We start from the raw sequence: 24,273 nt of genomic DNA, 5'->3' as shown, positions 1-24,273 counted from the left end.
ATGACCGGAGCGAGCGTGTTGTTCATCGGCGGGAGCGGCGTGATCAGCGCCTCCTGTGTGCGGGAGGCGACCGAACAGGGCCACGACGTCACGGTCCTGAACCGGGGGACCACCGGGGGCAGGCCGATCCCGGAGGGTGTGACGCGCCTCCAGGCCGATGTGTCGGACCGCAGCACCCTGGCGGACGCACTCGGCGATCGCCACTTCGACGTGGTCGTGAACTGGGTCGCCTTCACGGCAGACCAGGTGCAGGCCGACATCGACTTCTTCGCGGGACGGACGCGGCAGTACGTCTTCATCAGCTCGGCGTCGGCCTACCAGACGCCGGCGACGCACCTGCCGATCACGGAGTCGACGCCGCTGAAGAACCCGTACTGGCAGTACTCGCGCGACAAGATCGCGTGCGAGGAACTGCTGATGGAGGCGTACCGGGAGCAGGACTTCCCGGTGACGATCGTGCGGCCGTCGCACACCTACGACGAGACGAAGCTGCCGCTCACCGGTGGCTGGACTGCGGTGGCGCGGATGCGCGCCGGCAAGCCGATCATCATCACCGGTGACGGCACGTCGTTGTGGACCTTGACGCACAGCCGTGACTTCGCGGTCGGGTTCACCGGGCTGCTCGACAACGCGTCGGCGATCGGTGAGGCCTTCACGATCACGAGCGACGAGGCGCCGACGTGGAACGCCATCGCGCACGAGATCGCGGCGGCGGCGGGGGTGTCCGACCTGCAGGTCGTGCACGTGCCGGCGGACGCCATCAACGCCGTGGACCCGGAGTGGGGTGCGGCGCTGCTCGGCGACAAGGCGAACAGCTCGGTGTTCGACAACAGCAAGGTCCGGTCGCTCGTGCCGTGGTACCGGCCGCGGACGCCCTACCGGCAGGGTGTGCGCGAGGTCATCGCCTGGTTCGAGGCCAACCCCGACGCGCAGGTCGTCGACGAGCGGCTCGATGCGCTCATGGACGAGTTGGCGGCGCGCTGGGCGGTGTGAGCCGCACTTGGTGAGCAGAAATGGTCGGGTGCCGTGTGGCGACCCGACCATTTCTGCTCACGAAGCGAGCGCGCGGCGCCGAGCGCGTGGCGCCGAGCACGCGGCGCCGAGCGCGCGGCGCCGAGCGCGCGGCTCAGGCGCGCGCGGCCAGGACCGACGCGAGCGTGCCGATCGCCGTGCGCAGTTCGTCGTCGGTGACGACGAGCGGCGGGGCGAAGCGGATCGTCGAACCGTGGGTGTCCTTCACGAGCAGCCCGCGGTCGGCCAGGTCCTTCGAGATCTCCTTGCCGGTGCCGAGCGCGGGGTCGATGTCGATCCCCGCCCAGAGTCCGGCGACGCGGTGCGACACGACCCCCTTGCCGAGCAGGTCGTCGAGCAGCCCGCGCAGCAACGGTTCGCCGTCGAGGGCGCGCTGCTGGAACGTGCCCTCGCGGAGCATCGCCACGACCTCGGCGCCGACGGCCGCAGCGAGCGGGTTGCCGCCGAACGTCGAACCGTGCTCGCCGGGACGCAGGACCCCCAGGACATTGCGCGAGCCCACCACTGCCGACACCGGCACGATGCCGCCGCCGAGTGCCTTGCCGAGCGTGATGAGGTCCGGGCGGACCCCGACGCGCTGCACGGCGAGCGTGTGGCCGGCGCGTCCGAGGCCGGACTGGATCTCGTCGGCGATGAACAGCGCACCGAACTCGTCGCAGACCTCCCGGACTTCCGGGAGGTACGACGCCGGCGGGATGACCACGCCGCCCTCGCCCTGGATGGGTTCGAGCAGCACGGCGACGACGGTCTCGTCCATCGCTGCGCGCAGGGCAGCGGCGTCGCCGTACCGCACCGTGCGGAACCCCGGGGTGTACGGACCGAAGTCGTTGCGCGCGTCGGGGTCGTCGGAGAACGAGATGATCGTGGTGGTGCGGCCGTGGAAGTTCCCGGACGCCACGATGATCGTCGCGCGGTCCGCGGGGACCCCCTTGACGCGGTAGCCCCAGGCGCGGGACACCTTGATCGCGGACTCCACGGCCTCGGCACCGGTGTTCATCGGCAGGACCATCTCGGTCTCCGTCAACGCCGCCAGTGCCGTGGCGAACGGCCCGAGCTGGTCGTTCACGAACGCACGACTCGTGAGCGTCACCCGGTCGAGCTGCGCCCGGGCGGCGTCGAGCAGCCGCGGGTTGCCGTGGCCGAAGTTCACCGCCGAGTACGCGGCGAGGCCGTCCAGGTACTGCTTGCCGTCGACGTCGGTGACGGTCGCTCCGGCACCCGACGCGATGACGACGGGCAGCGGGCTGTAGTTGTGCGCGAGGGCGCGGTCCTCGACGGCGAGCGCCGCCGCGGTGTTGACCCCGAGCGACGCTGCCGCCGACATCAGCTGACCCCGAGCGAACGCGCGACCGAGGTGCCGGTGCCGACCGGGTGCAGGTCGAGCGTGCAGCACTTCACGCCGCCACCGCCGAGCAGCAGCTCGGACAGGTCAACGCCGATCGGGTTGTAGCCCTTCTCGCGCAGCTGTTCCGCGAACCGAACAGCCCGGGCGGCGATCACGACGTTGTACCCGTCGGAGTAGGAGTTCAGGCCGAGGATCGCGGCGTCCTCCTCCGTCGCGATGATCGCGTCGGGGAAACGCTCGCGCAGGATCGCCAGCGACGGCTCGTCGAAGGCGCTCTCCAGGTACGCGATGTTCGACCGGCCGGAAGCGTCGGGCTCCGGGTCGAGCACGGCGATGGCGGTGTCGAGGTGGTAGAAGCTCGGGTTGATGAGCTTCAGGGTGACGACCTCACGGCCGTAGATCGTCGCGAGCTCGTCGTGGGAGGTGCTGTCCGACCGGAAGCCGGTGCCGGCGAAGATGGTGTTTCCGATGAGCAGGAAGTCACCCTCGCCCTCGTTGGTCTGCTCGGGCTCGGCGACGGTCAGTCCGGCCTGACGGAACCAGTCCATGTACGCGGGGCCCTCGGGCTGGCGCTCGGGGTACTGGAACTTCGCGCCGTAGGCGATGCCGTCGAGCACGAACCCGCCGTTGGCCGCGTAGACCATGTCCGGAAGGCCGTCGATGGGGTCGATGTACGAGATGTCAAAGCCGAGCTGCTCGTACACGTCGACGAGCGTCTGCCACTGGGCGACGGCCTTCGACGTGTCGGTCGGCTCCTCCGGGTGCATCCACGGGTTGATCCGGTAGCTCACCGTGTAGAAGTCCGGCTTGCACATCAGGATCGTCCGCTTGGTGGCGGTACGGGCCGGTGCATCGGTGGTCGAGGGTGCGGTGTTCGACATCAGTCCTCCTGAGAAGGGACCGGGGCCCGAGCCTGCCAGGAACCGAAACGGAACGAAGGAGAGGTGCTCCGGCGAGATGCAGGCTCACTCGCCGTAGCGGACCAGGTCGACGCCACGTCGATCCTGACACAGACCGTCCGGCAAGTGCAGTACCGGGAGCGAAGCGCCGTGGCACCCGTTCGGGTGACGCACGTTTCGTGCGTCCGAACCGCCGACCTCGCAAGAAGTCCGCGTACGATGGGTGCAATGGATTCGCTCGACCACCGCATCCTGGATCAACTCCGGGACAACGCCCGCGCCGGCTACGGCGACATCGGGTCGGTGGTCGGACTCTCGGCATCGGCCGTCAAGCGCCGCGTCGACCGACTCGTCGGCGATGGTGTCATCCAGGGCTTCACGATCAAGGTCGACCCCGCCGTCGAGGACCGCGGCACCGAGGCCTGGGTCGAGCTGTACTGCCGCGGCACCGTCTCCCCCGACGAGCTCCGTGCGCTGCTCGACACCGTGCCCGAGGTCATCGACGCCGGCACGGTCACGGGGAGCGCCGACGCCGTCGTGCACATGCGCTCCAAGGACCTGTCCGCGCTGGAGGAGGCGCTCGACAAGGTCCGTCTCGCGCCCCAGGTCGACCACACCCGCTCCGCGATCGTGCTCTCCAAGCTGGTCAGTCGCGACACCGCGTAACGTCCGGCAGATGGCACGGAACACGACCGGGAGGCGCGGATCACCGCCCACGGGATCGCGTCCCGCCCGTCGGCTGGTCACCGCTGCGGGCCTCGCCTACGTCGCGAACTGCCTCTGGGGCACGGCCGTCGCCGTCCGGTTGATCCGGACGAGGAAGCTCCGCGTCGTGCACCACGGCCTGTTCGTCGTGACGGCGACGCTCACCGGGGCCGCCGCGACGACGCCCTTGTGGACCCGGGACCGTTCGGCGCTGTTCCTGCTGCCCGCACTCGTCCCGCTCGCGCTCGCGCCCCGCACGAACCCGCGCTCCGGAGCACACTGGAAGATCGCGGTGGCCGCTGCGCCGTCCTACCTGGGGGCGCTGTTGGTGCGGCGTCGACCGTGACGACGAGACACGAGGGGAAGCAGTGGAGCTCTTCGAGGCCATCCGACGCCGACGGACCACGAACGGGGCGTTCCTGCCCGACCCGGTGTCCGAGGAGCACCAACGGCTGCTCATGGAGCTCGCCGGCCGGGCCCCGTCCCAGCTGAACAGCCAACCGTGGCGGTTCGTGCTGGTCGAGGAGCGCGACACGATCGACCGGGTCGCCGCGATCAGCGGCAGCTCGATGACCCGCACCATGGCCGAGGGGACGTTCTTCGAGCGGTACAAGCCGTACTTCCGGTTCTCGAAGGCCGAGATGGACGAGCGGCGCGACGGCATGCTGTTCGACAAGCTGCCCGGGCCGCTCCGGCCGTTCACGAAGCAGGTGTTCACGAAGCGTGGGCAGCTGCTCATGAACACCCTCCGCGTGCCGCAGAGCCTGGGTGAGGAGAACCGGAAGCTCGTCGCCGGGTCGCCGCTGCTGCTCGGCGTGATGCTCGACCGCCACGAGTACCGGCATCAGGAGCTGTCCGGCTTCTACTCCGTGTTCAGCATGGGCGCGGCGATGGAGAACATCTGGCTCGCGACGACCGAGCTCGGGCTGGGGATCCAGTTCGTGTCCTTCCCGATGGAGACGCCAGGCGCCTGGGCGGAGATCGAGGGGCTGCTCCGGGTGCCCGAGTCGCTCGAGCTCATGGCCGTCTACCGGATCGGGTACCTACCGCCCGAACGGCGCCGCCCCGCGATCGACTGGACGTCGAGCGAGCGGAAGCGGCCATCGCAGTACGTGTTCCGCGGCACCTGCGACACCCCGCAGCAGGGGTGGGACGACGCGCCCGTCGCGGGCCACATCGAACCGGAGGCGACCACATCGTGACCGACACCCGACCCACCCAGAGTGCCCCGGGCCTCCCGAGAACCGCCCCCGGCCTGCCGGGCCGCCCCTGGATCTCGCAGGACTGGCTCGACGTCGTCTTCGTGCACTGGCGCGTCGACGTGTCGGCGGTGGCCCCGCTGCTGCCAGCCGGAACGCGACCCGACACGATGGCGCTCGACGGGACGGACGACGGGGTGACCACCTGGGTGGGCCTCATCGGGTTCCGGTTCGAGGACACCCGGTTCCCGCCCCTCGGGGCGCTGGGGCGGACCGGCTCGATCGGCGACTTCGTCGAGGTGAACGTCCGCGTCTACACGGTCGACGAGCAGGGCCAGCACGGTGTCGTGTTCCTGTCGCTCGACGCCGGCAAGCTGCTGCCGACCCTCGGCGCACGCGTGGCCACCGGACTGCCCTACTGGTGGGCGGACGCCGAGTCGCGGAGCGGCGACGGCCGCGTCGGGTACGCGATGCGGCGGCACGGGACGCACCTGCGGTCGATGCTCGACGTCCGCGTGGGCGAGGTACTGGACGAGCCAGGGCTGCTCGAGACGTTCCTGACCGCGCGGTGGGGCATGCACGTGCACCGGGCCGGGCGGACCCGGTTCTGGCCGAACGAGCACGACGCGTGGCCGTTGCACCGGGCCTCGGTGGTGTCGTTGCGGGACGACCTGGTCGGCGCTGCGGGGCTGCCGTTCGGGTTGACGGAGCTCGAGCCGGACTCGGTGCTCTACTCGGCGGGGGTCACGACGCGGTTCGGTCGGGGGCGGTGAGGCCGCCGGGTGTCAGTCGTGGGGTGACCGACGCGCGACGACGAACTGGTGCACGGCCACCGCGACGCTGATCACCGCGAAGGCAGCGCCGAACGTCCAGAAGGTGCTCCGGTAGTCAGGGAGATCAGCGAGCGTCAGGCCGAGGACCGCCAGGACGACGCAGCACACGGCGACCGCGAGTGCTGTCCACGCGACGACGAGGTGATCGATCCGCGGCACGGAGCGAGCGAAGCGGAACGCCGTCGGGACGCCGGCGACCGCACCGAACAGGGCGCCGAAGGGGAACCCGACGGTCAGGGTGGTGACCGAAACGATGCCGACGCTCCCGACCGCCACGACCACGCGGGTGACGTGGCACCGCCACGAGGCGTCACGGCTCTGCTCGTCGTACGCGTGCCGACCCGTCACGAACAGGGCAACGGCACCGGCGGTCGTCACCACCGCGGCGGACACCCCGACGACGAGCGCCAACGCACCACCGAAGGCGACGCCGAGCGCGACGTGTGCGGCAGCGAGGAGCAGGACGAGGACCGGGTACAGCCAGACCTCGAGCGGCCGGGTCGGTGTGTTGAGCACCCAACCGGGCGGCGCCTCCTCTGCGGGGTCGTCGGTATCGGGGTCTCGGGTCTCCACCTGGCCATGATGTCCGATCGGTGGGTGCGTGGTTCGGTACGGCAACTCCGGGGGACAGCGGCTGAGTGGTGCAGGGTCGGTCGCAGGTACAAGTGAGCCATGACTCGAGTGGCAGTGGTGACCGGTGGATCCGCAGGACTGGGGCGTGCGACCGTCCGGGAGCTCGCCGCGCGGGGGTGGGACGTCGCCGTCCTCGCCCGTGGACGGGACGGCGTCGACGCCGCGGTCGCCGAGGTCGAGGCCGCGGGGCGTCGCGGGCTGGCCCTGGTCGCCGACGTGTCCGACCGCGAGGCCGTCGAGGCCGCGGCCGACCGCGTCGAGCAGGAACTCGGGCCAATCGACCTGTGGGTGAACGGCGTGATGGTCGGGGTGTTCGGAAAGTTCCTGGACACCGCGCCCGAGGACTTCGAGCGAGCGCTGCACGTCACCTACCTCGGCTTCGTCAACGGGACCCGTGCCGCGCTCTCCCGGATGGTGCCCCGCGGCCAGGGGCACGTCGTCCAGGTCGGTTCAGCACTCGGCTTCCGGGGCATTCCGCTGCAGGCCGCGTACTGCGGCGCGAAGCACGCGATCGTCGGGTTCACCGAGTCCGTCGTCTCCGAGCTGCTCGAACAGGGCAGCAAGGTGAAGGTGTCGCGGGTCGACATGCCCGCCCTGAACACGATCCAGTTCGGCTGGGTGAAGTCGAAGCTGCCGCACCACCCGCAGCCGGTCGCCCCGATCTTCCAGCCCGAGGTCGGTGCCCGCGCGATCGCTGCCGTGGCCGAGCGGCCGCGCCGTCGCACCTGGGTCGGCGAGTCGACCGTCTACACGATCCTCGGCAACCGGATCAGCGGGCGTTTCGCCGACTGGTACGCCGCCAAGACGCTCGTCTCCGGGCAGCAGGCGCCCGACAAGGACGGGCAGGAGCTGCAGGACAACCTGTACGAGCCGGTGCCGGGCGACCACGGCGCGCACGGTGTGTTCGACGAGTCCGCGCACGCCTGGTCGCCGCAGACCTGGTGGGTGGAACACCGACGGATCGGCAACGGGATCATCGGGGCGGCACTCGGCGCGGCCGGGGCCGTCGCACTCGTGGCCGGACGACGACGATGAGCCGCCACGGATCGTCGGTGCGGGGTGCAGCCGTCGTCGAGCTGTGCCGGGCCGGACTCGGCCTGTGGCACCTGGGCCGAGCGGCTCGTGGTCGCGACCAGGCCGTGCTGCACGGCGTGCTCGGCGTCCGGCAGCTCGTGCAGGCCGCCCTCGTCGCACGCACGGGCACCGGGAACGCACACACGCTGAGCGCCGCCGTCGACGCGGTGCACGGCGTGACGATGATGCCGCTCGCCCTCGACCCACGACGCCGCGGGTTCGCCCTGCAGCAGGTGTGGATCGCCACGGTGCTCACCGTCGCCGAGGTCGCCGTCGTCGGTCGGGGCAGCCGGCGCTGACGGCGCTGACGGCGGGCGGCGCTGACATCTGTCGGGGGTGCTCGGTAGCGTCCGGGGCATGGGTACCACCTACTCCGTCGCGTCCTCGCTGGACGGCTTCGTCGCTGCACCGGACGACGACCTCGACTGGCTGCTGCAGTTCGGCTTCGAGCCGTTCCAGGAGCACCACGACCGGTTCTTCGCGGGCATCGGCGCGATCGTCATGGGCTCGACCACGTACGAGTGGCTGCTCGAGCACGACGACACGTGGGCGTACCCGGACCTGGCGACGTGGGTGTTCACCACGCGTGACCTGCCGGTGCCGGACGGCGCCGACGTGCACTTCGTGTCGGGCGAGGTCGCGGACCACCAGGCCGACCTCGAACGGGCCGCCGGCGAGCGCGACGTCTGGGTCGTCGGCGGCGGACTGCTCGCGGCGCAGTACCAGCAAGCAGGGCTGCTCGACGAGCTCCGCGTCACCGTGATGCCGGTGGCGCTCGGCGCCGGTGCGCCGCTGCTACCGGTCGCGGCACCGACCCCGGTGTTCGAGCTGGTCGGGACGACGCCGTTCACCGGCGGTGCCGTCGAGCTGCACTACCGGTCCGCAGCCACCCCGGCGTAGCGTCCGAGCCATGAGCGACAACGAGCAGACCGAGCCCGTCATGGACGGCGCCAACGAGGCCACGAACCACGAGAAGCTGCACGGCCTGATCGAACAGGTCGACCACGACCACCACGGCGAGGGCGCCGGAGCGATGGCCGACCACCTGCGTGACCGGATGGACGAGACCGGCGTCGAGGACGAAGAAGCAGGCGACACCGAGGACTGACCCGAGCCGGGGACGTCAGACGCGCAGGTCAGCGAAGTCCGCGTCGACGTCCCCGAACCGGTGCGCGGTGATCGAGACCGACTGTTCACGGATGAACGGGAGCATCTCGATCAACCCGGCCTCGACCACCGGCGCGTCGTGGATCGCGACGTCGATGCTCGCCCCGAGGGCTTCCTCGAGCGCCAGGGCATCGCCACCGATGAGCCGGATCCGTGCCCCGGGGCCGCCGAACGCCGTGTGCACGGGTCGGTCCTGCCCCTGCGCGAGCATGTCCCCGAGTGCGTCGACGGGTTCGTCGTCCTCACCGCTCGTCCAGTTCGCCTGGAACACGGCGCCGGACGACGCGCGGGCGTGGAAGTCCTGGTCCGACTCGACCAGGTGGTCGACGACGTCCAGCGGCGACCGACTCGAGGCCAGCAGCTGACTGAGCGGGCCGGGCAACGGGCGGGCGGTGCTGAGCAGGACGTGGGCGCGTGCAGCCGTGGCAGCGACGAGCGCGCGGACCAGGTCGCCCGCCGAGGCGTCCTCGGCCTGCCGCACGATGACGGACTGCGGTCGGTGGCGCAGCACGTTCCGCTGCACCACGAGCCCCGACAGGTCGTGCGAGCCGCCGTACAGCTCCTCGCGCGCACGGACGTCGCTGAGCGCACCGGCCCGCACCTGGTCGAACTCCTCGAACGACAAGCCGCTGCGTGCGGCCTCGATCACCGAGGTCACGCGCGGCGGGAGACCGTGCAGCTGGATGCTCTTGTGCACCGTGCGCGGGACCGGTTCCCACCGGCCGAGCGTCGCGACGTACATCGGTCCGCCCGCCTTCGTGCCCGTGCCCACGGACGACCGCTTCCAGCCGCCGAACGGCTGCCGGCCGACGACCGCACCGGTGATGCCGCGGTTCACGTACAGGTTGCCGGCGCGCACGCTCGCCAGCCAGTCCGCCACCTCGTCGGCGTCGAGCGAGTGGATCCCCGCCGTCAGGCCGTAGTCCGTGCCGTTCTGGATCGCGATCGCCTGCTCGAGCGTCTCGGCGCGCATGATGCCGAGCACCGGACCGAAGTACTCGATCTGGTGGAAGTCGCTGCCCGGCCGGACGCCGTCACGGATGCCGGGTGACCAGAGCCGCCCGGAGTCGTCGAGGGCCGTCGGCTGCACGAGCCAGGACTCCCCCGGCCCGAGCTCGGTGAGCCCTTGCCGCAGCTTGCCCTCGGGCTCGGCGATGACCGGGCCGACCTGGGCGGTGGGGTCGTCGGGCCAGGCGACCCGGAGCGTGCGCGTGGCGTCGACGAGCTGCCGACGGAAGCGTTCGCTCTCGCCGACCGTGCCGACCAGGACGACCAGGGACGCCGCCGAGCACTTCTGGCCGGCGTGGCCGAAGGCGGACTGCACGATGTCCTGCACCGCGAGGTCGATGTCGGCGCTCGGCGTGACGACGATCGCGTTCTTGCCGCTCGTCTCGGCGCTCAGTGGCAGACCGGCGCGCCACCAGCGGAACGATCGCGCGGTGTCGGCCGAACCGGTCAGGATGATGCGGTCGACTGCGGGGTGTCCGACGAGGTCACGGCCGAGTTCGTCCTCGGCCAGGTCGACGAGCTGCAGCAACGAGTGCGGCACGCCGGCGTCCCAGAGTACGTCGGCCAGCAGCGCACCACTGCGCTTCGCCTCGGGTGCCGGCTTGAGCACGACTCCGCTGCCCGCGGCGAGCGCCGCCAGCACCCCACCGGCGGGGATCGCGACGGGGAAGTTCCACGGCGGCACGACGACCGTCAGGCGTGGCGGGACGTAGCGGGCACCCTCGATGTCGCCGAGGCGGCGGGCGCGCTCGGCGTAGTAGTGGGCGGCGTCGACGGCTTCGGTGACCTCGGTGTCGGCCTCGGAGAACGTCTTCCCGGTCTCCGCCGCCATCACCTCGATCAGGTCGGCGCGGCGGGTCTCGAGCTCGTGCCCGATCAGGTCGAGGAGCTCGGCACGGTCGGAGGGGTCCTGCCGCCCCCAGTTGACGCCGGCCTGCGCGGTGCGGGCCATGATCCGTTCGAGCTTGGAGCGGTCGGCCACCTTGGCCCCGCGGATCGTCTGCGCGCCGAGCTGCGAGCGCGGTACCCGGCGCAGGACGTCGAGCGCCCACGCACGGTTGGCGGGGACGGCGGGGTCGGTGTCCGGGGCGTTCCGGAACGCGTCGCGCAGGACGGGCTCGCCGAGCGCCCGGTGGCGGTCCTGGGTGCGGTGCGTCGCGTGCACCGGCTGGTCGAGCGCCGCGACCGACGCCAGGTACCGGCCGTGCTCGCGGTCGAACACGCTGGCGTCGTGGTCGATGTCGGACGCCGCGGCGATGAAGTTCTCGGGGCTCGAGCTCTCCTGCAGGCGGCGGGCGAGGTACGCGATCGCGGAGTCGAACTCGTCCGGCTGGACGACGGGTGTGTAGAGCAGGATCTGTCCGACGTCGGCGCGGACGGCGTCGGCGTGCGTCGATGCCATGCCGAGCAGCATCTCGACGTCGACCGCGTCGGTCACCCCGCGGCGCTGGGCGAGGACCCACGCGGTCGCCAGGTCGAACAGGTTGTGCCCGGCGACCCCGATGCGCACGGCGTCGGTGCGCTCCGGGGTCAGCGCGGCGTCGAGCATCCGCAGGTAGGCGGAGTCGGTCTCGCGCTTGCTGCCCCAGGTCGCGAGCGGCCAGTCGTGCACGATCGCGTCGACGTGCTCCATCGCCAGGTTCGCGCCCTTGACGAGCCGCACCTTGATCGGCGCTCCACCACGGGCCCGGCGCTCCTGCGCCCACGTCGTCAGGGACTCGAGCGCCCCCGCGGCATCGGGCAGGTAGGCCTGCAGCACGATGCCGGCCTGCAGCCCCGCGAACTCGTCACGGTCGAGCAAGGTCCGGAACACCGCGAGGGTGACGTCGAGGTCGCGGTACTCCTCCATGTCCAGGTTGATGAACTTCGCCGGGCCGCCGGACGCCAGCGGAGCCGCCGCCAGCCGGTACAACGGCACGAGCCGGTCGACGATCCGCTCGACCGTCTGGTCGAACGCCCACATCGACATCTGCGGCACGACCGAGCTGACCTTGATCGACACGTAGTCGACGTCGTCGCGGGCGAGCAGGTCCATCGTCCCCTGCAGCCGGCGGTCGCTCTCGGCGCTGCCGAGCACGGCTTCGCCGAGCAGGTTCACGTTGAGCCGGGTGCCCGGCCCACCGACCTTGGCGAGCGCCGGACCGAGCTTCGCCGTGCTCGCGTCGATCACCAGGTGGCCGGTCATCCGACGCAGGATCCGCCGTGCGGTGGGGATGACCGCCCACGGCGCCATCGTCGCGAACCCGCCGCCGAGCGTCACCGCGCCGCGCAGGTACCAGGCGAGGAAGTCAGGGACGTCGCGGCTGACCTGCTCGAGGTTGCGGGCCGCGACCCGGGGGTCTTCGGGGCGGATGACCTTGTCGACGAAGCTGCGCGTGAAGTCGAGGCCACGCTCGTCGCGCAGGGCCTCGGCGAGACGGGCGGCACCGGCGTCCGGCTTCGCCCCGGCGGACGCCGCCAGCCACTTGCGGACCAGCGCAACGGCGTCGTCGGTGCAGTCCTGGAGGCGGGCGCTCGGCATGCTCCGATCGTATGCCGCACCTCCGACCTCACCTTGGAGCGCGCCGCACGTCGGCTCGGAACCGTCCTGGGGGATGACGTCAGCCGAAGACCCGGATCAGTTCCGGCAGCAAGAGCAGCACCGGCAGCACCGTGAAGACGGAGATCACCGCGCCGACGACGATGCCCGTGATCGCGAGACCGCGCCCGGCCTCGCCCGTCCGCCGCAGCTGCGGCAGCGCGATGAGCCCCACGACGACCCCGCCGATCGGCACCACGAACCCCAGCACGAGCGCGATGATCGCCAGGGTGTTCGTCGGGCGGACCGGTGCGATCGGCGGCTGTGCGTACGGGTTCGTCATGCGGGTTCCTGTCTCGTCGCGCCGAGCGCTGCACGGCCCGGTCATCGTACGGGCCGGACGGATCGCTCCGCAGCGCCCCGTTCGGGTCATCCGGACGGATGAAAGACGCGGCGGCGGGGTCGGCCGGCCGCCGCGGTGGATACGCTGGTCGGCATGTCGACGCAGGGCAACGATGGCCACGACTGGGCGACGTGGGACGCCTACCACGACGTCTGGCGACGCCTCGACCGAGCGCTCGACCAGGCCGTCCAGGCGGGCGCCGGCATCTCCATCCCCGAGTTCGAGATCCTGATCGGGCTGCAGCGCGAGCCGGACCACCGGCTGCGCGTCCGCGACATCGCCGCCGGCATCGGTTGGGAGAAGTCGCGGGTCAGTCACCAGGTCACACGGATGGTCTCCCGCGGCCTGGTCGGACGCGCCGACTGCCCGACCGACGGCCGCGGCAGCTGGGTGGAGATGACCCCCGACGGCCGCCGCGCTGTGCTCGCCGGCATCCGCGCGCACACCGGTGCGCTGGAAGACCTGTTCTGGAGGCCCGTGGGGACCGACGCGGACACCCTCCGGTCCGTCAGCGCGCGCGTCCAGGACGCGATCGGCCCCGACGTGTCGGACGAGGCCGTCTCGGGCTAGCTGCCCCCGCACGTCCGCCGAGGTTCCACGACTCGCCGCACGGGGAGCGCCGAGGTTCCACGAACGACGCTGTGCTGCGCCCAGATGCCGAGATTTCGGAACCTCGGGGGCTCGGGGCGGGCGGCGCGGCGGGCGGGCGGTCAGAGGTCGACGACGGCGAGGGCTCCCTGTTCGCCGCGGAGCCGCACCTGCACGCTCGCGATGTCGTCGCGCGGGATGTCCGTCGACGCCGACAGCCCCTTCGCGTCCTCGCCCGCGGCCGTCCACGAGCCGACGATCTGGGCGGTGCCGTCGGACCGCACCACGACCAGGTCGTACATGACCGAGCCGTCCGCCGCCCACTCCTTGCCGCCGTAGGAGCAGCCCCAGTCGAAGCGGGTGCCCCACTGTTCGCCGCTGACGGCCAGGTCGACGTCGAGTCCCTGGGCGCCGGTCATGTCGTAGCGGTCCGCAGTCGCCGATGCTGAGACGTCACGTCCGGCCTGCACCGATCCACGGTCCCCCGCCGTGCCGACCGCGAGTCCGCCCAGGACGGCAGCGACCACCGCGAGCCCCGCGGTGGCGGCGACCCAGACCCGGCGACGGCGGCGACGGTGTCGAACGCGGTGCGCGACCGAGGCGAGGGTGCTCTCGGAACCGGTGTCGGGCCTCCCGTCCGGTTCGGCGATCTCGATCGCCTGGTCGGCCGGCAGCTTGGCGAGCAGACCGGGCAGGCCGACCAGCTCGGCGACGGCGGCCGTGCAGCGGTCGCAGGTCTCCAGGTGCTGCTCGTACTCGAGCCGTTCGTCCGGGCTCAGGGACCCGAGCACGTACGCCGCGTCCCACTCTGCGTACCGGTCGTCGCTCATCGGGTCACTCCTCGTTCCTGCAGTGCGAGCCGCAGGGCTCGCAGCCCGTAGTGCAGCCGCGACTTCGCGGTGCCCTCGGGGATGTCGTGTCGTCGTGCGATCTCCGGCACCGTGTGGCCGAGCCAGTAGGCGTCCACGACCACGCGGCGGTGGTCCGGGGAGAGCGATGCGAGCGCGTCGGCCACGACGATGCGGTCGAGCACGGCGTCGGTGCGGTCCGACTCGGCGCGGTCGACGGGGTGTTCGGTGCCGAACTCCCGGCGGTTCCGAGCCGATCGCGCGTCGTCGACGACCAGGTTCCGCGCGACCGTGAACAGCCAGGCGCGGGCGCTGTCCGGCGCGCGTTCCAGCACCGCTGGGCGCTGCCAGGCGCGGACCATGGTCTCCTGCACGACGTCCTCGACCGCCGAGCCGTCCCGCGTCAGGTGCCGGACGTACCGGGTGAGCGCGTCACCGTGCTCGCGGTACAGCGTCGCGAGCAGCTCGTCGGCGGAACGGCTCGACACGGTCACTTCTGCAGGTCGAGGGAGAACTCGACGGAGCCCTTCCCGTCCACGGTGACGAAGCCGAGCGAGGGAGCCTTCACGCCGTAGTCGGCGAAGGTGATCGGCACCGAGCCGGCGACCTGGACGGTGCCTCCCGTGCCGACCGCCACCTGCGCGTCGGCGGTGACGGCCTTCGTGACGCCGTGCAGGTCCATCGTGCCGGTCAGGGTGACGTCCTGCGTGCTGCCGTCGAGCGCCTTCGAGACGTAGACGGGCTTCGTCAAGGTGAACGTCGCCGTCGGGAACTTGTCCGTCTCCAGCGCGGTGTCCCGGAAGTAGGCGTCGCGCGCGGACTCGGGGGTGGAGATCTTCGCGACCTGGACCGTGACCGTCGCCGTCGCGAGGGAGCCGCCGTCGACCTCGGCGGTGCCCTCGACGTCCTTCGTGCGTCCGACCACGTTCACATCATTCCCCTGCAGGACCTCGTGCACCCGGTAGCCGGCGTACGAGGTCTTCGTGCTGGTCCAGGTGCCGTCGGCGTCCGCTGCGTCGAGGGTGGCGGACGACGTCGCTTCCAGGGAGGGAGCTGCGGCGGCCTGTCCGTTGACGGTGTTCGCGTAGATGGACGGACCGGCGATGACGGCGGCGGCCGCGATGACCACGACGCCGGTGGAGATGCCGATGATGACCTTGGTGCGTGTGCGGAGTCCCATACCCGGTCAACGAGGTGGCAGTCTGGATCGTTCACCGTCGACGTGACGACGATGCCGGAGGAGGTCGATGCGCCGTGGAACTGGTCATGCTGCTGGTGGCCGTCGGCGTCTCGATCGCCACGACGGTCGTCGTGCTCCGGCGCACGCGGGATGCGGGATGGGTCCGGGACGCTCAGCTGTCGATGAACGCGAGTCCGGGCTGGACGGTGGTGTCGCTGGTGTTCCACGGGCTCGGAGCCGCAGCGGGGTTCGTCATCGGTGCGGTCTTCATCAGTGGCGGCCACCCGGCGGCCGGATGGGTGTTCCTGTGCTTCGGCGGGATGCTCGGTGTGCTCGTCGGAGTACAGATCTGGGTCGCACGACGGCCGTTCCCACCGCGCCCACCGATCGACGGCCCCGGTCGCTGAACGCGGGACGCGGTCGCTCAGCGCGCGAACGTCCCCGACACTAGAGGGGACAGCACCCGAGCCCGGCCGTGCTCGAGTGCCCGCCCATCACCAGCAAGGAACGCACCAGATGCCCGAACTCCCCGTCGTGTTCGAAGTCGGCTCGCTGATCGCGATCGTCGCGATCCTGCTCGCCGACCTGCTCATCGTCGCGCGCCGGCCGCACGTGCCGACGCTGCGCGAGTCGGCGACGTGGGTGGGCGTCTACGTGGGGCTCGCGCTGGTCTTCGCGGTCCTGATGCTCGTGTTCGCGGGCGGCGACTCGGCGGGTGAGTTCCTGGCCGGTTGGCTCACCGAGTACAGCCTGAGCATCGACAACCTCTTCGTCTTCGTCATCATCATGGCGCGGTTCTCGGTGCCGAAGAAGATCCAGCAAGAGGTGCTGATGCTCGGCATCATCATCGCGCTCGTGCTGCGCGGCATCTTCATCCTCGTCGGCGCCCAGCTCATCGAGAACTTCTCGTGGATCTTCTACATCTTCGGCGCCTGGCTGATCTGGACGGCGATCCAGCAGCTCCGCGGCGAGGACGATGCCGACGACCAGAAGGACAGCTTCATCGTCCGGCTGCTCCGCCGTCGCGTGCGCCTCACCGACACGTTCGACGGCATGAAGTTCCGGACCACCCACGACGGCGTGCGGCACTTCACCCCGCTGCTGATCGTGCTGATCGCCATCGGCACCACCGACCTGCTGTTCGCACTCGACTCGATCCCGGCGATCTTCGGCATCACCGAGAGCCCGTTCATCGTGTTCACCGCGAACGTCTTCGCCCTGATGGGTCTGCGGCAGCTGTACTTCCTGCTCGGTGGCCTGCTCGAGCGGCTCGTCTACCTCAAGTACGGCATCGCGGTGATCCTCGCGTTCATCGGTGTGAAGCTCGTCCTGCACGCACTGCACGACAACGAGCTGCCCTTCCTGAACGGTGGCGAGCACATCGAGTGGGCACCGGAGATCAACACCTGGGTCTCCCTGATCGTGATCATCGCCGCGATGGCACTGTCGACCCTGGCCAGCGTCGTGCGGATGCGCCACGACGGCGTCGAGGCGAAGGACGAAGAACCCGCTCGTACCTCGGACTGACGGAAGGTGCTCTGAGCGGCAGCAGGCCGGGCGCGGGAACGTCCACCAGCTGCCCGTGCCAAGGTCGACGGGTGCACAACAACGACACCGTCGTGATCGCCGGCTGCGGCGACCTCGGGACCGAAGCCGGTCTCCGCTTCGCGCGCCAGGGACACCACGTGATCGGCCTCCGACGCCGCGCCGAACTGGTCCCGGCCCCGATCACCGGCCGCAGCGCCGACCTGCGGCACGAGGTCCCCGAGATCCCCGCCGACACCTCCGTCGTCGTCGTGGCCTTCGCCGCGGGCAGCCGTGACGTCGACGAGTACCGCGCCACCTACGTCGACGGCCTGCGGAACGTGCTCGACGGCATCGACGCCTCGGACGCCGATCCACGCCTGCTCGTGGTGTCGTCGACCGCGGTGTACGACGTCGACGACGGCAGCGAGGTCACCGAGGACACCCCGGCGCACGGTGCGACCCCGACCGCCGAGGTCCTGGTCGAGGCCGAGGCACTACTGCGCGACCGTGCTCCCGACGCCGTGCTCGTGCGCCTGTCCGGGGTGTACGGTCCGGGTCGTGAGCGTCTGATCGACCAGGTCCGCTCCGGTTCGGCCCGGTTGGCTCCGGGTGCCTCGCCGCACACGAACCGGATCCACCGCGACGACGCCGCCGCCGCGCTCGTGCACCTGGCGACCGTGGAGGACCCGGCGCCGACGTACCTCGGCACCGACGACGAACCGAGCCGGCTCGACGACGTGCTGCGGTTCCTGGCCGACGAGCTCGGCGTTCCCGAGCCCGTCACCGGTGACGGCGGTGCCCGGCAGTCCGGTGGTGACAAGCGCTTGTCGAACGCGCTGCTCCGGTCCACCGGCTGGGCGCCGCAGTACCCGACGTTCCGCGAGGGCTACCGCGCCGTGCTGGCCGGCGAGGGCGTCCGCCACCCCTGACCCGGCGCGACACCGGTTCTCCGACACGACACCACGTGATCACCTGGTGTCGTGTCGCGAAACAGGTGCGGACCGCAGCGGGCCGCGCGCGACCGCTCAGTGCCCGCGGTGGTCCTGGATCGTGAGCCGCGGCCCGAACGACGGCTTCCGGAACCCCGATCCGCCGATCAGCCGCACGACCCGTTCCCGGTGCCCCCGCCACGGCTCGAGCAGCTCGAGCATCCCGTCGTCGTCGACCGGTCCCCCGGTCAGCGCCCACCCGACCAGCGCGGGGACGTGGAAGTCCCCGACGCTCGGCGAATCGGGGTCGCCGTGGGAGCGCTGCGCGGTCTCGGCAGCCGTCCACTTCCCGATGCCGGGGATCGACTGGAGCCGCGCCGACACGACCGAACCGCCGCGACCGAGCGTCAGCGTCCGTTCGAGCGCCGGAGCCACACGCACCGCGCGCATCACCGTCGCCGACCGTCCGGGCTCGATGCCGGCCCTGTGCCACTCCCAGCTCGGGATCCGCGCCCACTCGTCGGCCGTCGGCGGCACCGTCAGTCCCTCCGGCGCGGGACCCGGCGCGGGCGTGCCGTACCGACGGAGCAGGTACCGCCACGCGCCCCACGCCTGCCGCGAGGTCACCTTCTGCTCCATGATCGCCGGCACGAGCATCGCGACGACGGTGTTCGTCCGGAGCAGCCGGAGTCCGGGCTGCCGGTGTCGGGCGGCAGCGAGGAACGCGTGCCCGGAGACGTCGAACCCGTCCCAGTCGTCGCCGCGACCGAGCAGCTCCGGCGCGTGCTCGACCGCCCACGCAGCACCGTCGCCCCACGCCGAGACCGCGATGGTGTCGCCGGACGGCCGGATCGCAACGGCAGCGGGGCCGGTGGGCGTCCGCAGGGCGAGCCACACGACCGATCCGACCACCTTGTAGGCGGGGTCACCGGAGCCGCGCTGCAGGGGCCGCAGGGTCGACGTGACGTTCACCGGGCCTCCCGGTCGGTACACGGTGTCGACGCGAGACGCACCGCCGGACGCACCAGCGGACGACGAGGCGGAGTCGAGCAGGGTCACACCGGGATGGTAATGCGCAACCACCGTCAGTCATGATGGTCGCAGTCCCCCACGACCCCCACCCGCACCACCCGACGACGGAGTTCCCATGCGCATCGGCATCCTCACCTCCGGAGGCGACTGCCCCGGTCTGAACGCGGTCATCCGCGCGATCGTCCTCAAGGGCATCGCCATCCACGGCCACGAGTTCGTCGGGTTCCGGGACGGCTGGCGCGGCGTCGTCGACGGCGACATCGTCCCGCTCGGCCGCAAGGACATCCAGGGCATCGCCAAGCAGGGCGGCACGATCCTGGGCACCAGCCGCACGAACCCCTTCGAGGGCCCGAACGGCGGCGTCGAGAACATCTCGAAGACCCTGGACCGCCACGGCATCGACGCCATCGTCGCGATCGGCGGCGAGGGCACGCTCGCCGCGGCGAAGCGCCTGACCGACGCCGGGCTGAAGATCGTCGGCGTCCCGAAGACGGTCGACAACGACCTGGGCGCCACCGACTACACGTTCGGCTTCGACACCGCCGTCGCGATCGCGACCGAGGCGATGGACCGCCTCCGCACCACCGGCGAGTCGCACTCCCGCTGCATGGTCGCCGAGGTCATGGGCCGGCACGTCGGCTGGATCGCCCTCCACTCCGGCATGGCCGCGGGCGCGCACGCGATCCTGATCCCGGAGCAGAAGACGAGCATGGAGCAGATCGCGAAGTGGGTGCGTGCCGCCTACGACCGCGGGCGTGCACCGCTCGTCGTGGTGGCCGAGGGCTTCGTCCCCGACCACGAGGACAACGCGCACACCGAGCGCGGGCTCGACGCCTTCGGGCGTCCGCGGCTCGGTGGCATCGGCGAGCGCCTCGCGCCGCTCATCGAGGAGATGACGGGTATCGAGACGCGTGCCACGACCCTCGGGCACATCCAGCGCGGTGGCACGCCGACCGCGTACGACCGGGTGCTGTCGACGCGGCTCGGCCTGGCGGCCATCGACTCGGTGGTCGAGGAACGGTGGGGCCGGATGGTCGCCCTGAAGGGCACGGACATCGTGCACGTCTCGTTCGACGAGGCGCTCGGCGAGCTGAAGACCGTGCCGCAGGCGCGGTTCGACGAAGCCGCCATCATGTTCGGGTGAGCGCTCGCTGCACGCGTACCTGGCCGTTTCGGGCGTACCTGGTCGTTTTTTCCGGCCCGGTACGCCCGGTTCCGCCAGGGATCGCACGCGTTCTGGGAAAGAACGGACCGCTGGCCGGGAGGCCCGGGGTAGCGTCCGGCGCATGACCCGCGCCGTAGTCGTGTCCAGTTCAGCCCCGCCCACCGTCGCCGACGTCGACCTGCCCGATCCGACCGAGGGCGAAGCCCTCGTCGACGTCACGTACTCGAGCGTCAACTACAAGGACGGCCTCGCCCTCGCCCGGAACCCCGGCGTCGCGCGGGTCGACCCGCTCGTGCCCGGCATCGACGTCGTCGGGACCGTGTCGGCGCTCGGACCGGGTGTGCACGACGTGTCGATCGGCGACCGCATCGTGCTGAACGGTGCCGGGCTCGGCGAGACCCGGCACGGTGGTTGGGCGCAGCACGCCGTGGTGCCGTCCGGTTCCCTCGTGGTCCTGCCCGAGGCGATCGAGGACTCGTTCGCGGCGGCGATCGGCACGGCGGGGTTCACGGCGATGCTCAGCGTGCTCGCGCTCGAACGGTTCGTCGAACCGGGTGCCGGGCCGGTGCTCGTCACGGGTGCGTCCGGCGGGGTGGGGACGGTGGCGATCGCCCTGCTCGCCGCACGCGGGTACGAGGTGACCGCGTCGACCGGACGGAGCACCAACGAGGCCTCCCTCCGACGCCTCGGCGCGACCGAGGTCGTGGACCGGGGTGCCCTGTCCGAGCCCGGCAAGCCGATGCAGCGTGCCGCGTGGGCCGGCGCCGTGGACAGCGTCGGCGGGGCCACCCTGGCGAACGTGCTGGCCGGCACCCGGTGGGGTGGAGCCGTCACGGCGTGCGGGCTCGCGCAGGACTCCGCGCTGCCCACGACGGTGCTGCCGTTCATCCTGCGTGCGGTGTCGCTGCTCGGCATCAACTCGGTGGACGCCCCGTCCGAGCTCCGGCACCGGGCGTGGGAGCGGTTGGCGACCGACCTCGACCCGGCGCTGCTGGCGGGTGTCACCCGGACCGTCACCCCGGAGCAGGCGATCGAGATCGGCGCCGAGGTGGTCGCCGGTCGGGTGCACGGACGCACCGTGGTCGACGTGCGTGGCTGATGTTCTGAGATGCTGTTATTCCGCAAACGATTGCATATTGACACGTTAGGGTTTGGATACCAAACGTCCGTGACACGAGGAGTCCGTCATGCCGGTACCCAAGTCGACCGTCGAGAACTCGCCGCGCAAGCTGCTCCGCGACGTGGTCCTCGAGAAGATGTTGGCCGCGATCCAGGACGGCACGCTGCAGGCCGGCGAACGGCTCAACGACGACGAGCTGGTCCAGTGGCTCGGTGTCAGTCGCACGCCCATCCGTGAGGCGATCGCCAAGCTCGTCGACTACGGCTTGGTCGAGATGGAGGCGAACCGGTACACCCGGGTCGCGTCGCCCACCGCCAAGCAGTTCGACGACACCATCCAGGTGCTCGCCGGTGTCACGGAGCTCGCGGCCCGCTGGGCCGTCCCGAAGCTCGACGACGCTGCGGCCACACGCCTCGTCGACACGCTGGAAGCCCTGCGCACGGCCGCCGAGCAGGAGCGGGCCGGCGACGTCTCGACACAGGTCGGCGCGGTCGTCACCCAGTTGATCGGTGCGGCGGACAACGACCTGCTGGTCCAGCTGTCGACCTCGCTGCTGCCCCGCGCGAACTTCCTCGCCCTGACCCACCAGAGCGGCATGTTCTGGGACGTCAAGCACTTCGTCGACCCGCTCCGTGCGGCGATCTCGAAGCGAGACGGCGAAGCAGCGGCCGCGGTGATCCGTTCGCTCAGCAGCACCGTGGAGGAGCACACCGTGCAGGCCCGCGCGTTCGTCGCCGAGGGCGGCGCGCTGGCGGACGGCACCGAACGGCGCTGACGTCGGCCACGATGGAGTGGTGACCGACACCGACCAGTCCCGCGCCGCGGGCGCCCAGTTCCGCGCCGACGGCGTCCTGCTCCGTGCCGAGGGCGTCCGTGTGACGCGCTCCGGCCGCGACCTGCTGCACGACGTCGACCTGACCGTCCGCCGCGGTGAGCACTGGGCGCTCCTCGGACCGAACGGCGCCGGCAAGTCGACGCTGCTCGCGGTGCTCGGGGCGACGGGCCACCCCACGGCGGGCACGGTCGAGGTGCTCGGCCGACGGCTGGGTCGCGTCGACGTCCGCGAACTCCGTGAGCACATCGGCCACGTCGACCCGCGGCACCGGATGCTCTCCCCGCTCACCGTGCTCGAGACGGTGCTGACGGGCCTGACGGGCACCACCGACCTCATGATGCGGTGGGAGCCCACGGCCGCGCAGGTCGCACTGGCCGAGCAGCACATCGCCGACGTCGGGCTCGCCGCACGACGCGACGCACGCTGGCCCGTGCTGTCCCAGGGCGAACGCGGACGGACCCTCATCGCACGGGCGCTGATGTCGGAGCCGCAGTTGCTGCTGCTCGACGAACCGGCGACCGGGCTCGACGTCGCAGCGCGCGAGCACCTGCTCGAGACCGTCGACGCGCTGCGGCACCGACACCCTGAGCTCGGCAGCGTCATGGTCACGCACCACCTCGAGGACCTGCCGGTGTCGACCTCGCACGCGATGCTGCTCCGTGACGGTGCCGTGGTGGCACAGGGCACGGCGGACGAGGTCATCACGTCGTCGGCGGTGTCGCATGCGTTCGACTTCCCGCTCGCGATCCTGCGCTCCGAGGGCCGCTGGGCAGCTCGCCGTTCCGCCTGACCCGTCGCTGGGGCCGGACAGGCGCGTTGCGGCGCTCCGGCCTGTGCTTGGATGGTTGCTCAGGTGTCCGCGGCCCGTTTCGGGGAGGGACCCGATGCCGGATGACGGTGTCAGGCCGCGCACCGCAACGAGGGGGAACACCATGACGAACACGCCGCCGCCCTACCCGGGGTCCGAGCCGCAGCCGAACGCCGGCCCGCAGCAGCCCGGTCCGCAGCAGCCGGGCCAGCAGCCCTGGGCGCAGCAGCAGCCCGGCCAGCAGCCGTACGCGCAGCCCGCTCCCGCCGGCGCTCCGTACGCCCCGCCGCCCAAGCAGTCCCGTGGCAAGCGCGTCCTGATCTCGCTGCTCGGCGTCGTCGTCGCCGTGGTCGTCGCGTTCCTGGTCCGCCAGGCGCTCACCGCCGCGTTCAGCGACTCGACGGAGGAGAAGGTCTCGAAGGCCGTCGTGCAGATCCGCGAGCAGAGCGACCTGCCGAAGCAGGTCGACTCGGTGACGTCGTGGACGGGCGTCGAGGCCGAGGGCAACGCGATCCACTACGACTACACGGTGTCGTCCAGCGTCGACCCGGCGTCGATCACCGAGAGCGCCATCCGCGACTCGGTCGGCCCGACGCTCTGCTCGAACAGCGACACGAAGGACCTCCTCGACGAGGGCGTCGACATGCGGTACACCTACGCGTTCGACGGCACCTCGAAGACGCTCGACACGACCTTCACCAAGGCCGACTGCTCCTGACCAGTCGAGGGTGGGGCGGTGCTGTCCCCTGTCCCGCCCTCGTCGGTCCGGTCGGTACGCGGTTGTGCGTGGTGCGGTGTGCACCGTACCTGGTGCGACGTGCTGGGCTGCGATGTGCACGGCTCTCGCCATGGCGCTGCCCACTGCGCCGACAGGTGACCGGGTTGCCCGCCGGTCGTCGGGTCCGTACCCGCCCCGGTCCGTCTACCGACGCACCGCCCCGCTGTTCAGTCGACCAGGGTGACCTCCCAGTTGGTGCGCTGGACGACCGCGTCGAGTTCGCGGATCTCCTTCGCCAGGGCGTCGGCCTGAGACCGGAGCTCGGCGGTCGGCAGCGCGGCGAACGTGCGGAGCTCGCTGCGGAGCTGTCGGTAACCGCCGTTCGTGCCGGCGGTGGCGTCCGCCGCTCCGGTGACGAGCGCGTGCCGCAGCCGGAGGGCATCGCGTCGGGCGAGCAGCGCGGTGACGGTCTGGCCGGACGCCACGGTGGTGCTGGCGTTCGTCGCGTTGATGCGGGCCAGCAGGACCTCGAGCGCGTCGATCGACCGCTCGGCCTCGGCGAGGAGCTCGCGGGCGTCCTCGTCGGGCTCCTCGCCCTCTTGGTAGCGGGCGTTCGCGGCGATGCGGCCGCGCAGTTGTTCGATGCGCTTCTGCAGGTCGGCGCGCTCGATGAGTGCCTCGGCGAGTTGCATGCGGCCAGTCAACCA

Annotated in this window: 28 protein-coding genes; 18 read left to right on the top strand and 10 right to left on the bottom strand. The window is 71.3% G+C overall.

Annotated features, from left to right (window positions below):
- On the top strand, window positions 1–993 hold the full coding sequence (locus EDF33_RS03520) for an NAD-dependent epimerase/dehydratase family protein (RefSeq protein ID WP_131880907.1): 993 nt from the start codon (window positions 1–3) through the stop codon (window positions 991–993).
- 133 nt (window positions 994–1,126) lie between these two features.
- Here the strand turns inward: EDF33_RS03520 and rocD are convergent, their stop codons facing one another.
- Together rocD and ddaH are read right to left on the bottom strand one after the other, a co-directional pair.
- Entirely contained in the window at window positions 1,127–2,356 is a 1,230-nt protein-coding gene (rocD, locus tag EDF33_RS03515; RefSeq protein ID WP_132099295.1) for an ornithine--oxo-acid transaminase, read from the bottom strand.
- Complete coding sequence (ddaH, locus tag EDF33_RS03510; protein WP_123339207.1) at window positions 2,356–3,258, bottom strand: dimethylargininase; 903 nt, start codon at window positions 3,256–3,258, stop codon at window positions 2,356–2,358. Before ddaH ends, rocD begins: the two co-directional genes overlap by 1 nt.
- Before the next feature lie 246 nt (window positions 3,259–3,504).
- On the opposite strand from ddaH, the gene EDF33_RS03505 reads away from it, so the two are divergent.
- Genes EDF33_RS03505 through EDF33_RS03490 form a run of 4 tightly spaced genes read left to right on the top strand, consistent with a single transcriptional unit; the run spans window position 3,505 to window position 5,953 of the window.
- Window positions 3,505–3,942: an Lrp/AsnC family transcriptional regulator gene (locus EDF33_RS03505; RefSeq protein WP_111083794.1), complete on the top strand. Its 438-nt coding sequence runs from the start codon at window positions 3,505–3,507 to the stop codon at window positions 3,940–3,942.
- 10 nt (window positions 3,943–3,952) lie between these two features.
- Window positions 3,953–4,327: a hypothetical protein gene (locus tag EDF33_RS03500; protein WP_132099294.1), complete on the top strand. Its 375-nt coding sequence runs from the start codon at window positions 3,953–3,955 to the stop codon at window positions 4,325–4,327.
- 22 nt (window positions 4,328–4,349) lie between these two features.
- Window positions 4,350–5,183 carry a nitroreductase family protein gene (locus EDF33_RS03495; protein ID WP_132099293.1) on the top strand — a complete coding sequence of 278 codons (834 nt, stop codon included), beginning with the start codon at window positions 4,350–4,352 and terminating at the stop codon, window positions 5,181–5,183.
- Window positions 5,180–5,953 carry a DUF2071 domain-containing protein gene (locus tag EDF33_RS03490; RefSeq protein WP_207906623.1) on the top strand — a complete coding sequence of 258 codons (774 nt, stop codon included), beginning with the start codon at window positions 5,180–5,182 and terminating at the stop codon, window positions 5,951–5,953. Before EDF33_RS03495 ends, EDF33_RS03490 begins: the two co-directional genes overlap by 4 nt.
- Window positions 5,954–5,965: 12 nt before the next feature.
- Here EDF33_RS03490 and EDF33_RS03485 read toward each other — a convergent pair whose 3' ends face one another.
- Entirely contained in the window at window positions 5,966–6,586 is a 621-nt protein-coding gene (locus EDF33_RS03485; RefSeq protein ID WP_132099292.1) for a hypothetical protein, read from the bottom strand.
- Window positions 6,587–6,685: 99 nt separating this feature from the next.
- Here EDF33_RS03485 and EDF33_RS03480 point away from each other — a divergent pair, with 99 nt between their 5' ends.
- The 4 genes from EDF33_RS03480 to EDF33_RS03465 are packed head-to-tail and all read left to right on the top strand — an operon-like array spanning window position 6,686 to window position 8,828.
- A complete protein-coding gene (locus EDF33_RS03480; RefSeq protein WP_132099291.1) occupies window positions 6,686–7,681 on the top strand; it encodes an SDR family oxidoreductase in 996 nt (331 codons plus the stop codon).
- On the top strand, window positions 7,678–8,019 hold the full coding sequence (locus tag EDF33_RS03475; protein ID WP_131880896.1) for a hypothetical protein: 342 nt from the start codon (window positions 7,678–7,680) through the stop codon (window positions 8,017–8,019). Before EDF33_RS03480 ends, EDF33_RS03475 begins: the two co-directional genes overlap by 4 nt.
- Window positions 8,020–8,077: 58 nt before the next feature.
- Entirely contained in the window at window positions 8,078–8,620 is a 543-nt protein-coding gene (locus EDF33_RS03470; RefSeq protein WP_123294528.1) for a dihydrofolate reductase family protein, read from the top strand.
- A gap of 10 nt (window positions 8,621–8,630) precedes the next feature.
- The gene (locus tag EDF33_RS03465; protein ID WP_123339214.1) at window positions 8,631–8,828 is read left to right on the top strand and encodes a hypothetical protein; all 198 of its coding nucleotides are present in this window, start codon (window positions 8,631–8,633) and stop codon (window positions 8,826–8,828) included.
- A gap of 15 nt (window positions 8,829–8,843) precedes the next feature.
- Here EDF33_RS03465 and EDF33_RS03460 read toward each other — a convergent pair whose 3' ends face one another.
- Together EDF33_RS03460 and EDF33_RS03455 are read right to left on the bottom strand one after the other, a co-directional pair.
- Window positions 8,844–12,416, bottom strand: a complete 3,573-nt coding sequence (locus EDF33_RS03460) for a bifunctional proline dehydrogenase/L-glutamate gamma-semialdehyde dehydrogenase (protein WP_132099290.1) — start codon at window positions 12,414–12,416, stop codon at window positions 8,844–8,846.
- 79 nt (window positions 12,417–12,495) lie between these two features.
- On the bottom strand, window positions 12,496–12,756 hold the full coding sequence (locus tag EDF33_RS03455) for a DUF4190 domain-containing protein (protein WP_165918699.1): 261 nt from the start codon (window positions 12,754–12,756) through the stop codon (window positions 12,496–12,498).
- Window positions 12,757–12,909: 153 nt separating this feature from the next.
- Between EDF33_RS03455 and EDF33_RS03450 the strand changes: the two genes are divergently transcribed.
- On the top strand, window positions 12,910–13,386 hold the full coding sequence (locus EDF33_RS03450; protein WP_111083786.1) for a MarR family winged helix-turn-helix transcriptional regulator: 477 nt from the start codon (window positions 12,910–12,912) through the stop codon (window positions 13,384–13,386).
- Window positions 13,387–13,526: 140 nt separating this feature from the next.
- Here EDF33_RS03450 and EDF33_RS03445 read toward each other — a convergent pair whose 3' ends face one another.
- Genes EDF33_RS03445 through EDF33_RS03435 form a run of 3 tightly spaced genes read right to left on the bottom strand, consistent with a single transcriptional unit; the run spans window position 13,527 to window position 15,432 of the window.
- Window positions 13,527–14,234, bottom strand: a complete 708-nt coding sequence (locus EDF33_RS03445) for a zf-HC2 domain-containing protein (protein ID WP_123937209.1) — start codon at window positions 14,232–14,234, stop codon at window positions 13,527–13,529.
- A complete protein-coding gene (locus EDF33_RS03440) occupies window positions 14,231–14,746 on the bottom strand; it encodes a sigma-70 family RNA polymerase sigma factor (protein ID WP_123294523.1) in 516 nt (171 codons plus the stop codon). Before EDF33_RS03440 ends, EDF33_RS03445 begins: the two co-directional genes overlap by 4 nt.
- Window positions 14,743–15,432, bottom strand: a complete 690-nt coding sequence (locus EDF33_RS03435) for a YceI family protein (RefSeq protein WP_132099289.1) — start codon at window positions 15,430–15,432, stop codon at window positions 14,743–14,745. The genes EDF33_RS03440 and EDF33_RS03435 overlap by 4 nt, the downstream gene beginning before the upstream one ends.
- A 74-nt stretch (window positions 15,433–15,506) precedes the next feature.
- Between EDF33_RS03435 and EDF33_RS03430 the strand changes: the two genes are divergently transcribed.
- From EDF33_RS03430 to EDF33_RS03420, 3 genes are all read left to right on the top strand, one after another.
- Window positions 15,507–15,839: a hypothetical protein gene (locus tag EDF33_RS03430; RefSeq protein ID WP_131921992.1), complete on the top strand. Its 333-nt coding sequence runs from the start codon at window positions 15,507–15,509 to the stop codon at window positions 15,837–15,839.
- 109 nt (window positions 15,840–15,948) lie between these two features.
- Window positions 15,949–16,959 carry a TerC family protein gene (locus tag EDF33_RS03425; RefSeq protein ID WP_123294520.1) on the top strand — a complete coding sequence of 337 codons (1,011 nt, stop codon included), beginning with the start codon at window positions 15,949–15,951 and terminating at the stop codon, window positions 16,957–16,959.
- Window positions 16,960–17,030: 71 nt separating this feature from the next.
- On the top strand, window positions 17,031–17,888 hold the full coding sequence (locus EDF33_RS03420; RefSeq protein ID WP_132099288.1) for an NAD-dependent epimerase/dehydratase family protein: 858 nt from the start codon (window positions 17,031–17,033) through the stop codon (window positions 17,886–17,888).
- 96 nt (window positions 17,889–17,984) lie between these two features.
- Here EDF33_RS03420 and EDF33_RS03415 read toward each other — a convergent pair whose 3' ends face one another.
- The gene (locus tag EDF33_RS03415) at window positions 17,985–18,947 is read right to left on the bottom strand and encodes a DNA-3-methyladenine glycosylase 2 family protein (protein WP_132099287.1); all 963 of its coding nucleotides are present in this window, start codon (window positions 18,945–18,947) and stop codon (window positions 17,985–17,987) included.
- Between the two features lie 88 nt (window positions 18,948–19,035).
- Between EDF33_RS03415 and EDF33_RS03410 the strand changes: the two genes are divergently transcribed.
- The 5 genes from EDF33_RS03410 to EDF33_RS03390 all read left to right on the top strand — a co-directional run bounded on the left by EDF33_RS03410 (window position 19,036) and on the right by EDF33_RS03390 (window position 23,566).
- Window positions 19,036–20,064 (top strand): 6-phosphofructokinase, encoded by a 1,029-nt coding sequence (locus EDF33_RS03410; protein ID WP_111083779.1) that lies wholly within the window; start codon window positions 19,036–19,038, stop codon window positions 20,062–20,064.
- A gap of 142 nt (window positions 20,065–20,206) precedes the next feature.
- Window positions 20,207–21,184, top strand: coding sequence for an MDR family oxidoreductase (locus EDF33_RS03405; RefSeq protein WP_131880885.1), 978 nt, complete (start codon window positions 20,207–20,209; stop codon window positions 21,182–21,184).
- A gap of 88 nt (window positions 21,185–21,272) precedes the next feature.
- Entirely contained in the window at window positions 21,273–21,980 is a 708-nt protein-coding gene (locus EDF33_RS03400; protein ID WP_123294516.1) for a GntR family transcriptional regulator, read from the top strand.
- Between the two features lie 19 nt (window positions 21,981–21,999).
- Window positions 22,000–22,830, top strand: coding sequence for an ATP-binding cassette domain-containing protein (locus EDF33_RS03395; protein ID WP_243692340.1), 831 nt, complete (start codon window positions 22,000–22,002; stop codon window positions 22,828–22,830).
- A gap of 142 nt (window positions 22,831–22,972) precedes the next feature.
- A complete protein-coding gene (locus EDF33_RS03390) occupies window positions 22,973–23,566 on the top strand; it encodes a hypothetical protein (RefSeq protein WP_111083775.1) in 594 nt (197 codons plus the stop codon).
- A 227-nt stretch (window positions 23,567–23,793) separates the two neighbouring features.
- Here EDF33_RS03390 and EDF33_RS03385 read toward each other — a convergent pair whose 3' ends face one another.
- The gene (locus tag EDF33_RS03385) at window positions 23,794–24,258 is read right to left on the bottom strand and encodes a DIP1984 family protein (protein ID WP_132099286.1); all 465 of its coding nucleotides are present in this window, start codon (window positions 24,256–24,258) and stop codon (window positions 23,794–23,796) included.
- Window positions 24,259–24,273 lie beyond the last annotated feature (15 nt).

The sequence above is a fragment of the Curtobacterium sp. PhB146 genome, from assembly GCF_004342995.1.
Classification (GTDB): domain Bacteria; phylum Actinomycetota; class Actinomycetes; order Actinomycetales; family Microbacteriaceae; genus Curtobacterium.
The sequence above is the reverse complement of the archived record's forward strand: the minus strand, read 5'-3'. Positions and strand labels throughout refer to the sequence as shown.